The following is an 8,981-nucleotide window of genomic DNA, read 5'->3' on the forward strand; positions in this document are numbered from 1 at the left end:
TGCAGCGACACCACCGCAAAGCCTTCAGGGGCAAGACGCGCTCGTTGAAATCGCCCGTTCATGACAGATCCTCCCAGTAAAGCGGGGGAAGGATACCATCACCAGCAGCAAAAGTGATTCAGAGCCACTTTTGGCCGCTCGCAACGACCGCAAAATCTTTCGGTCGGCGCCCCATGCATGACTACTGGCGAGCGGTCTGTGGCAGCCCGATCAGCGCGGGATAGCGAGCAGGGCGGAGACCGGCCCTGCCGTCAGGGTGAAGGCGCAGTCGCCCTCCAGCAGCAGGCAGTCGCCCTTTTCCCAGGACAGGCCATTGACCGTGCCAGCGCCGCTCAGGGGCGTGAACCACATCTGCTTGCCATCTGGCACGCTGACGCTGTGGCCTTCGGTCCAGTGAACAAGGTCGAGCGAGAAGGGAGCTTCGTCGGCGCCGATCAGGCGGGTGTCGCTGCCCAGCGGCGCCTGCGTCAGCGTGCGATCATAGGGCGCCAGACGGCTGACCGCGACGCCATCGTCCAGATGCAGTTCGCGCGGGCGGCCATAATCATAGAGGCGATAGGTGACATCGGCATTTTGCTGGATCTCCGCCAGCGTGATGCCCGTGCCAATCGCGTGGACGGTGCCCGCCGGGATGAAATAGCAGTCGCCCGGCTGCACCGGCTTCCAGTCGATCCATTGTTCCAGCGACCCGTCCTGCGCCGCCGCGCGGAACTGGTCGGGGGTTATGGGGGCGGTGAGGCCAATCCCCAGCGTGGCGCCGGGTTCACAGTCGAGGATGTACCAGATCTCTTCCTTGCCGCGCAGCAGTCCTTTGGCCACGGCCTGTGCGTTATCGGGATGGACTTGGATCGAGAGGCGATCGCTGGTGAAGATATATTTGACCAGCAAGGGCAGGTCGCGCCCGTCGCCGCTTTCGAACCAGACTTCGCCGATCTGGCGACCCGCGCCCGCAGCCGCGAAGATGGCGGGAAGGTCGGTCCTGCCCCATGGTTTTTCAACATAATGGGGAACGAGCTTTTGCATCAGCATCCCGTAACTATCCGTTTCCATGGGGCAGGGTTCAAGCCGTCAGATCAGCCTTCGGTCAAGATAGCGCGCAGGTAGCGGCCATAATCCGACTTGCCGAGCTTGCCGATTGCCTTTTCCAGCTGCGGCCCATCGATGAAACCCTGGCGGAAAGCGATTTCTTCGGGTGCTGCGATCTTGAAGCCCTGACGCTTTTCAAGGACGCGAACAAATTCGGCGGCGTCGAGCAGGCTGTCGGGCGTGCCGGTGTCGAGCCAAGCATAGCCGCGGCCCATAATTTCGACGTGCAGGTTACCGCGCTCCAGATAGACGCGGTTCACGTCAGTGATTTCCAGTTCGCCACGCGCCGAAGGCTTCATGTTGGCGGCGATGTCCACGACCTGTTCGTCATAGAAATAGAGGCCGGTGACTGCCCAGTTGGATTTCGGCTGTTCCGGCTTCTCCTCAATCGTGACGGCCCTCATATGGTCATCGAAGCTCACCACGCCATAGCGTTCGGGATCGTTAACATGATAGGCGAAGACGCTCGCGCCGCTGGTGCGCGACGAAGCGCTGGCGAGGATTTCCGGCAGGCCGTGGCCATGATAAATATTGTCGCCAAGGATCAACGCGGAAGGCTGACCCGCAACAAAATCGGCACCGATGATATAGGCCTGCGCCAAGCCATCGGGGCTGGGCTGTTCCGCATATTCAATGGTCATACCCCAAGCCGCACCGTCGCCCAGCAGCGACTGGAAAGCCGGCAGGTCGCGCGGGGTGGAGATGATCAGCACTTCGCGGATGCCCGCATGCATCAGCGTGCTGAGTGGATAATAGATCATCGGCTTGTCATAGACCGGCATGAGCTGTTTCGAGGTCGACAGCGTCATCGGATAGAGGCGCGTACCGCTGCCCCCGGCGAGAATGATACCCTTCATGCCCTTATAGTCCCTCAAGATAATCAGTTGTTTGCCAGTTGCAGGCGTTCCATCACATCATCCAGCGATGTACGCCAGTCCGGCAGCCTTACGCCATGGACGCGGGCGATCAGGCCGCAGTCGAGCCGTGAATTGGCGGGCCGGGTGGCGGGCGTGGGATAATCGGCCGTGCCGATATGGCGTACCGATGCCGACGGGCCGCCACGCGCCGCAGAGGCCGCAAAAATACTCTCCGCAAAATCGGCCCAGCTGGCTTCGCCCTGCGCGGCCATGTGAAAGATGCCGCGTAGCTCAGGGCTACTATCAGATACCATATTGGTAGCCACCTGGATGATGCCGTCCGCGATGGCGAGCGCGCTGGTCGGACTGCCGATCTGATCGCCGACCACACCCAATTCGTCGCGATCCCCCGCCAGACGCAGCATGGTCTTGACGAAATTACCGCCGAACGGGCTGTAAACCCATGCCACGCGCAGCACTGCACTATTGTCATGGCCGTCCAGCACCGCCTGTTCGCCCGCCAGTTTCGACGCGCCATAGACGCCCGTCGGGCCGGTCGGATCGCTTTCCACATAGGGACGGTCGGATGTGCCGTCGAACACATAATCGGTCGAAATGTGGATGAGCGGCACGCCCAGCGCTTTCGCCGCCTGCGCCACTGCGCCCGCGCCCGCGCCGTTGACGGCGTGGGCAAGGTCGCTTTCGGTTTCGGCCTTGTCCACCGCAGTATAGGCGGCGGCCGAGACGATGACGTCTGGGGCGGCAGCCTCCAGCGCGCGAACGACCGAAGCCGGGTCGGCGAGGTCGAGATCGGGACGCCCAATCGCGACGACATCATGCCCGGCGGCGGCGCCCCGTTCGATCAGGCTGGTGACGACCTGCCCGACCGCGCCGGTGACAGCAATCTTCATGCAGGCACCGTGGCGGCAGGCTCGGCCTTTTCCAGCCCCAACCTCTGGCCGTCATACTGGTCGCGCAGCGGCTGCCACCACCACTGGTTTTCCAGATACCAGCGCACCGTCTTTTCGATGCCGCTGTCGAAATTCTCCTGCGCTTTCCAGCCCAGCTCATCCTCCAGCCTAGTCGCGTCGATGGCGTAGCGGGCGTCATGGCCCGGACGATCGGTCACATATTCGATAAGCTCGGCGCGCGGGCTGTCGGTCGGGACCAGTTCGTCCAGCACGGCGCAGATGCGCAGCACGACATCGATATTCTTCCGCTCGTTGCGGCCGCCGACATTATATGTCTCGCCCGGCTCGCCCTTCTCGATGACGATATCCAGCGCGCGGGCATGATCGTCGACATAAAGCCAGTCGCGGATATTCTCGCCCTTGCCGTAAACCGGCAGCTTGCGGCCTGCGAGGGCATTGAGAATCGTGAGCGGGATCAGCTTCTCGGGGAAGTGATACGGCCCGTAATTGTTCGAGCAGTTCGACACCACCACCGGCAGGCCGTAGGTGCGCTGCCAGGCCTTGGCGAGATGATCGGACGCGGCCTTGGACGCCGAATAGGGCGAGCTGGGATCGTAAGGGGTGGTTTCCTCGAACAGGCCTTCATCGCCGAGCGAGCCATAGACTTCGTCGGTCGAGACATGGAGGAAACGGAACGCCGTCTTGGCATCGCCCTCCAGCCCGTTCCAGTAAGCGCGCGCAGCCTCCAGCAGGGTGAAGCTGCCGACCACGTTGGTCTGGATGAAATCGGCCGCACCGGTGATCGAGCGATCGACATGGCTTTCAGCGGCCAGATGCATGATGCGATCCGGCTTGAAGCTCGCGATCGCCGCGTCCATCGCCGCGCGATCGCAGATATTGGCGTGCAGGAACTGGTGGTTATTCTTGCCTTCGACTTCCTTCAGTGATGCTTCGCAGCCCGCATAGGTAAGTGCGTCGATGGTGAGAACGTCATAGCCCTTGTCGAGCACCAGATAGCGGACAAGGGCCGAACCGATGAAGCCGGCGCCGCCGGTAACGATCACGCGCATGGGTTTATTCACTCCAAGTAAAATAGGCAGGAAGGTCGGCCAGAAGCGGCTGCTTGCGGTCCTTGGTCGAAAGTGTGTCGGCCTCCGCCGCGTCAGGCCAGACGATGCCGATGGCTGGGTCGTCCCAGGCCAGACCCTTGTCGCATTCGGCGCTGTAATAGTCCGTCACCTTGTAGGCGATGACCGTATCGGGCTCGAGCGAGCAAAAGCCGTGCGCAAAGCCCGGCGGCACCCATAGCTGCTTGCCGTTGTCTGGGGTCAGCGTCTCACCGACCCACTGGCCGTAGGTGTGCGACCCGGCACGGATGTCCACGGCGACGTCGAACAGTGCGCCCGCAGTGCAGCGCACCAGCTTGCCCTGCGCATGGGGATTGCTCTGGAAATGCAGGCCGCGGATAGTACCCACGCGGGCGCTGCGAGATTCATTATCCTGCACGAAGGCGTATTCACCGATATGCTGCGCAAACAGATCAGCGCGGAAGGTCTCCGCGAAATAGCCGCGCTCGTCGCCGATATGGCGGGGAATGAGAAGCGTGACGCCGGCGATATCGTAATTCTGAACTTCCACATTACCCTCTTCATTAAGAAGCAATTTATCTCATCAATTGCTGTTCTGGATCACCGACACCGCGCTTGTTACGGTCAGCACTGGCGAAAATAGCTGGCTGATAAGCTGGACAAGCTTGCTTGGCTGATTGGCGGCAGCATTGCCGAAATAGAGGACGTCCTTGTCCTGCATGGTGAATTTCTGGGCCAGAAAATAAGCGCCGGTCTGCATCATGTTGAGATGATAAACCCGGGGCGCCTCCCGCCCTTCGGCATCGCGCACATAGCGGAAGAGGAAGATGGCGGCAGGATCGCCAAGATTAGGATTGGTGCCGCCGGCGGTCGCCACCGCTTCGGCCAATGAGACCGACGAGCGGCGGAAAGGCACCTGTTCCACGCGACCCGATGCGCCCAGGATGGAGTAGGTCCGCGGATCGTCCACCAGCATCAGCCGGTCGCCAGGATGGATACGCACGTCGAGCGCCGGATTCTCGACCATGTCGTTGACGCGCACGTCTGCGCTGGAGGTACCGCGCATGATGCGGACCATCAGATCCTTCGAACTACCGCGATAGCCACCGGCCAAAGCGATCACGTCAGACAGGCTTTCCCGGTTGGTCTGTAGTACGAGCCGACCCGGCTTGGCCACTTCCCCGCCGATGATGATCGAATTGGTGATCGCCTGATCCATCGTCACCAGAACCTGCGGGTTTTGCGACAGTCGGCTCAGCGAATTACGGATCATCTCCTCGACCTTACCGGTGGTCAGACCCGCGACATGAAGAGTCCCGGCATAGGGTATGGTGATGTCGCCCAGATCGTCGATGCGCGTAGGCGGCAGCTTCTGAACCTGCACGCCGGGATTGACCATCATCTGGGCCGTCCCGCCAGCATTGGCTCCGCCGGAAAACAGGGTGACGCCCGCCTCGTATATGTTGATGTCCAGAACGTCGCCCGGCCCCACCATGTCAGTTGGCGTCTGCGCCTGAACCGGCAGGCTTGCCGCGGGCGCAGCAATGTCGACGGCGGCAGGTATTTCCATCGCGGAATGGATCTGGACCAATTGAATGGGCGAGCCTTCCTTAGGCGCGATCGCAGATCTCTCGATCTGCTTGCCTGTAGGACCGCTGGAAGGCAGTGTGGCGCAACCGGTAAGGCCCGCGAACAGGGCCAAATATACGCTATTCTTCATGTACATCTATTGTAAGTCTCGAAAGGCAGCCACTTGTCAGCGGACGCCTTAGCATCCCGATCGGAGAATGAACAATAGTTCCTCTCACACCTGCGGCAACATATGACGCTTGGCCTTGCACCTTTGCCCATGTTGGCCTAGCGCAAGATCGCTTATGTCCGCTTGAAGGCGCCGCGCAGATTTATGAACGTCAATCCCTCTTTTCCTGTCGAGGCCGACGCCCCGGCCCAGCATTCCGCCTTGTTGCAGTGGCTGAAAAAGCGGCGCTGGTTCCTGATCTTTGTCGCCCTGCCGACTTTGCTGGCGACGCTTTATTATGGCCTGATCGCTTCGGATATCTATATTTCGGAATCCAGGTTTGTCATCAAAAGCCCTGATCAGAAACGTGGCCAGACTTCGACCCTTGCCAACCTAGTCCAGACGTCAGGCCTGTCGGGCGGTCAGGAGCAGACGAACGAAGTATTAACCTATGTTCGCTCGCGAGACGCCCTTAAGGCATTGGAAAAGAGCGTCGATGTCCGAGACAAGTTCTCGACCTCGCAAGCCGATATCCTGAGCCGTTTCCCTCAGCCATTCTCGAACAACAGCTTTGAAAGCCTGTTCAAATATTATGGCAAGCGGATCGATGCGCGCATGGACACCGAAGCGGGAACCGCGGTCATCAAGGTCGAAGCCTTCACCCCGCAGGATGCCTATGTCATCAACAAGCAGTTGCTTGACCTGAGCGAAGGGTTGGTCAACCGCCTCAACGAACGCTCCCGCACCAAAGGCATAGCAGAGGCGCAACGCCAGGTCGATCTCGCCACGCAGCGCGCTAGGAATTCACGCATCGCTCTTGCCCAGTACCGCAACTCGAAAGCGCTAATCGACCCCGAAAAGCAGGCGGGCGGTGTGCTGGAAATCGCCAACACTATGATCGGGGAGCGCGCCGCGCTTCAGGCGCAACTGGACCTGATGCAACGCCTGACGCCCAATAATCCGTCTATCCCGGCACTGCGTAACCGGATCAGAGCAATCTCGGTCCAGATTGCCTCGCAGGACAACCGGGTCGTGGGCACGGGCAGCGGCATAGCCTCCAAGCTGGGTGGATATGAAAATCTGTTGGTGGAACAAGAATTTGCGACTGAGAGCCTGAACGCTGCAAACGCGGCGTTGGTCCAGGCTCGCGCTGAGGCGTTGCGCCAGCAATTCTATCTGGAACGTGTAGTCGATCCCAACACCCCCGACACCCCGCTGCTGCCCAAACGCTTCATCAATATCCTGATCGTATTCGCTGCATCACTGTGCCTCTATTTCATCATCTGGATGTTTACAGTCGGCATTCTCGAGCACGCACCGGAAGATTGAAGATGGTAAGCAGCGGCTTCCAAAAACTTCGCATTAGTTGGGCAGTTCAGGTCCGCGTGATCCACGCCTTGATGATCCGCGAACTCATCACCAGATTTGGTCGAGAAAATATCGGCTTTCTCTGGATCATGGCGGAGCCTTTGCTGTTTGCCGGATTGGTCGGTGCTTTATGGCACTTCACACATGGCGCTACCGAGCATGGCGTCGGCGTGATCGCTTTCGTGGCGACAGGTTACATACCCATTACCCTATTTCGCCATGGTGTAGCACGCAGTGTAGCTGTTTTTACCGTAAATCAGAGTCTTCTCTATCATCGGCAGATCAAAATCGTCGATTTCATTTTAGCTAGATTCATCATCGAGTTTCTAGGCGGCATGATGGCTTATCTGTTCATGGCAATTATATTGATGATCTTCGGTGAATTTCCTGTACCCGCCGATTTTGGACTATTGATTTCAGGCTGGTTTTTATATTCTTCATTCTGCTTTTCATTATGCCTTATTATTGCTCCTCTCTCTGAAATATCCGAAGCGATGGAAAAGTTCATACCAGTTACAACCTATATCATGATCCCATTTTCCGGTCTGTTTTATATGGTGTCATGGGTAACTCCGAGTGCCAGAGAATTTCTTCTTTTGTCGCCATTCGTGAACGGTATGGAGATGATGAGAAAAGGTATCTGGGGCGAACAAGTAACGGTGTATTATAATATCTGGAACCCTATCGCCTGTTCAGCAGTGGCAGCAGTGATCGGCCTTATCTTGTGCCGGTACGTCCGCCGGATATTGACCGTCGAATGATTACCTGCAGCAATATTGCGAAATCCTATACCCATGGAAGCGAACGCAAGTGGGTCTTTGATGACGTCAATCTCACCATCAAACGAGGCGAACGGATTGCTTTACTGGGCCGCAACGGCGCAGGAAAGAGCACTCTCATAAAGCTTATCGGCGGAGTAGAGTTGCCTAGTTCAGGCAAAATCGTTCGTCAGATGTCAGTATCTTGGCCGCTGGGTTTCGCTGGAGGGTTTCAAGGCAGTTTGACCGGCTATGACAATGCTCGATTCATCGCGCGAATCTATCAGCGCGACTATGCTGATGTCAGCCGGTTCGTAGAGGATTTCACAGAGCTCGGTAGGCAGCTAAAAATGCCTGTCAAAACTTACTCCTCCGGTATGCGGGCTCGCCTTGCTTTCGCCCTTTCTCTGTCGATCGAGTTCGATTGCTACCTAATCGACGAGATCATTCTGGTGGGCGATCAGAGCTTCCAGCGCAAATGTCAGGTCGAGATGTTTGACAAGCGACAGGACAGAGCGATGGTTGTGGCCTCACACAGCCCTGATTTCATGAGACAGTTTTGTAACAAGGCGATCATCATCGATAACGGTAAAGCGATTGCCTACGATGATGTCGATCTAGCCATCAGTATATATTCCGGCCTATAGTCGGCCGAGGAAGACTGTCCGTCGTCAGAACATTTGGCACAACTCGCGGCGTAAATTAGCGGAGTGCGGGCCTCGTTTTGGGGTTGATATTAGGCGGCGAGCTGGACGCCTCGAAAAACGCTGGCCTTTGGGGGGTAGATTTGATTCACTTCGCCGACGCTGTGGCGGAGGCAGAAATGGCAGGACAGCCGGGTTTCTTTGATCTTTCGGACCGATATGAGGCGCTGAGCGCGGCAGGCGATCCGCTGGAGCGGTTGTCGGCGGTGGTGGACTTCGAGCTATTCCGGGGACCGCTGGTGGCCGCGCTGCGCCGTGGTCCTCGTAACAAGGGCGGACGGCCGCCGTTCGATCCGGTGCTGATGTTCAAAATCTTGGTTCTACAGGCGTTGTATTCGCTGTCCGGCTCTGTTGCAAAGATTGGCGGCAGTCAGAGGTAGGCTGTCGCTCTGCGCCGATCAGGCGGCTGCTGCGAAATGGTGGTTGAGCATGCCCATGGCCTCCGTCAGCGCCGAGGGCCCAATGCCAAAA

9 protein-coding genes and 1 pseudogene are annotated in these 8,981 nt (G+C 58.5%); 4 read left to right on the forward strand and 6 right to left on the reverse strand.

All coding sequences use genetic code 11. The features are described from left to right. Positions 1-210: 210 nt before the first annotated feature. The 6 genes from BRX37_RS25400 to BRX37_RS25425 are packed head-to-tail and all read right to left on the reverse strand — an operon-like array spanning position 211 to position 5,512. Complete coding sequence (locus BRX37_RS25400) at positions 211-1,029, reverse strand: class I mannose-6-phosphate isomerase (RefSeq protein WP_125990219.1); 819 nt, start codon at positions 1,027-1,029, stop codon at positions 211-213. Positions 1,030-1,073: 44 nt separating this feature from the next. Next, complete coding sequence (gene rfbA / locus BRX37_RS25405; RefSeq protein ID WP_125990221.1) at positions 1,074-1,943, reverse strand: glucose-1-phosphate thymidylyltransferase RfbA; 870 nt, start codon at positions 1,941-1,943, stop codon at positions 1,074-1,076. Between the two features lie 23 nt (positions 1,944-1,966). Then, complete coding sequence (gene rfbD / locus BRX37_RS25410; RefSeq protein WP_125990223.1) at positions 1,967-2,854, reverse strand: dTDP-4-dehydrorhamnose reductase; 888 nt, start codon at positions 2,852-2,854, stop codon at positions 1,967-1,969. Then, positions 2,851-3,924, reverse strand: a complete 1,074-nt coding sequence (rfbB, locus tag BRX37_RS25415) for a dTDP-glucose 4,6-dehydratase (RefSeq protein ID WP_125990225.1) — start codon at positions 3,922-3,924, stop codon at positions 2,851-2,853. The genes rfbD and rfbB overlap by 4 nt, the downstream gene beginning before the upstream one ends. A gap of 4 nt (positions 3,925-3,928) precedes the next feature. Next, entirely contained in the window at positions 3,929-4,492 is a 564-nt protein-coding gene (gene rfbC / locus BRX37_RS25420) for a dTDP-4-dehydrorhamnose 3,5-epimerase (RefSeq protein ID WP_125990227.1), read from the reverse strand. A 33-nt stretch (positions 4,493-4,525) separates the two neighbouring features. Further along, positions 4,526-5,512 (reverse strand): polysaccharide biosynthesis/export family protein, encoded by a 987-nt coding sequence (locus BRX37_RS25425; protein WP_318276956.1) that lies wholly within the window; start codon positions 5,510-5,512, stop codon positions 4,526-4,528. A 333-nt stretch (positions 5,513-5,845) separates the two neighbouring features. Here BRX37_RS25425 and BRX37_RS25430 point away from each other — a divergent pair, with 333 nt between their 5' ends. From BRX37_RS25430 to BRX37_RS25445, 4 genes and pseudogenes are all read left to right on the forward strand, one after another. Beyond that, positions 5,846-7,009, forward strand: a complete 1,164-nt coding sequence (locus BRX37_RS25430; RefSeq protein ID WP_125990231.1) for a KpsE/RkpR family capsule polysaccharide export protein — start codon at positions 5,846-5,848, stop codon at positions 7,007-7,009. Positions 7,010-7,011: 2 nt separating this feature from the next. Then, positions 7,012-7,809: an ABC transporter permease gene (locus BRX37_RS25435; RefSeq protein WP_125990233.1), complete on the forward strand. Its 798-nt coding sequence runs from the start codon at positions 7,012-7,014 to the stop codon at positions 7,807-7,809. After that, positions 7,806-8,453, forward strand: a complete 648-nt coding sequence (locus tag BRX37_RS25440) for an ABC transporter ATP-binding protein (RefSeq protein ID WP_125990234.1) — start codon at positions 7,806-7,808, stop codon at positions 8,451-8,453. Before BRX37_RS25435 ends, BRX37_RS25440 begins: the two co-directional genes overlap by 4 nt. A 176-nt stretch (positions 8,454-8,629) precedes the next feature. After that, positions 8,630-8,854: pseudogene (locus BRX37_RS25445) on the forward strand (transposase); the annotation flags it as partial. Positions 8,855-8,981: the final 127 nt, after the last annotated feature.

Origin of the sequence: Sphingomonas sp. S-NIH.Pt3_0716, from assembly GCF_003950715.1 — a bacterium.
Taxonomy (GTDB): Bacteria; Pseudomonadota; Alphaproteobacteria; order Sphingomonadales; family Sphingomonadaceae; genus Sphingobium; species Sphingobium yanoikuyae_A.

Coding starts and splice junctions, on each gene's coding strand:
- BRX37_RS25400 (WP_125990219.1), bottom strand. CDS start 1,029: ATGCTGATGCAAAAGCTCGTTCCCCATTATGTTGAAAAACCATGGGGC.
- rfbA (WP_125990221.1), bottom strand. CDS start 1,943: ATGAAGGGTATCATTCTCGCCGGGGGCAGCGGTACGCGCCTCTATCCG.
- rfbD (WP_125990223.1), bottom strand. CDS start 2,854: ATGAAGATTGCTGTCACCGGCGCGGTCGGGCAGGTCGTCACCAGCCTG.
- rfbB (WP_125990225.1), bottom strand. CDS start 3,924: ATGCGCGTGATCGTTACCGGCGGCGCCGGCTTCATCGGTTCGGCCCTT.
- BRX37_RS25425 (WP_318276956.1), bottom strand. CDS start 5,512: ATGGAAATACCTGCCGCCGTCGACATTGCTGCGCCCGCGGCAAGCCTG.
- BRX37_RS25430 (WP_125990231.1), top strand. CDS start 5,846: ATGAACGTCAATCCCTCTTTTCCTGTCGAGGCCGACGCCCCGGCCCAG.
- BRX37_RS25435 (WP_125990233.1), top strand. CDS start 7,012: ATGGTAAGCAGCGGCTTCCAAAAACTTCGCATTAGTTGGGCAGTTCAG.
- BRX37_RS25440 (WP_125990234.1), top strand. CDS start 7,806: ATGATTACCTGCAGCAATATTGCGAAATCCTATACCCATGGAAGCGAA.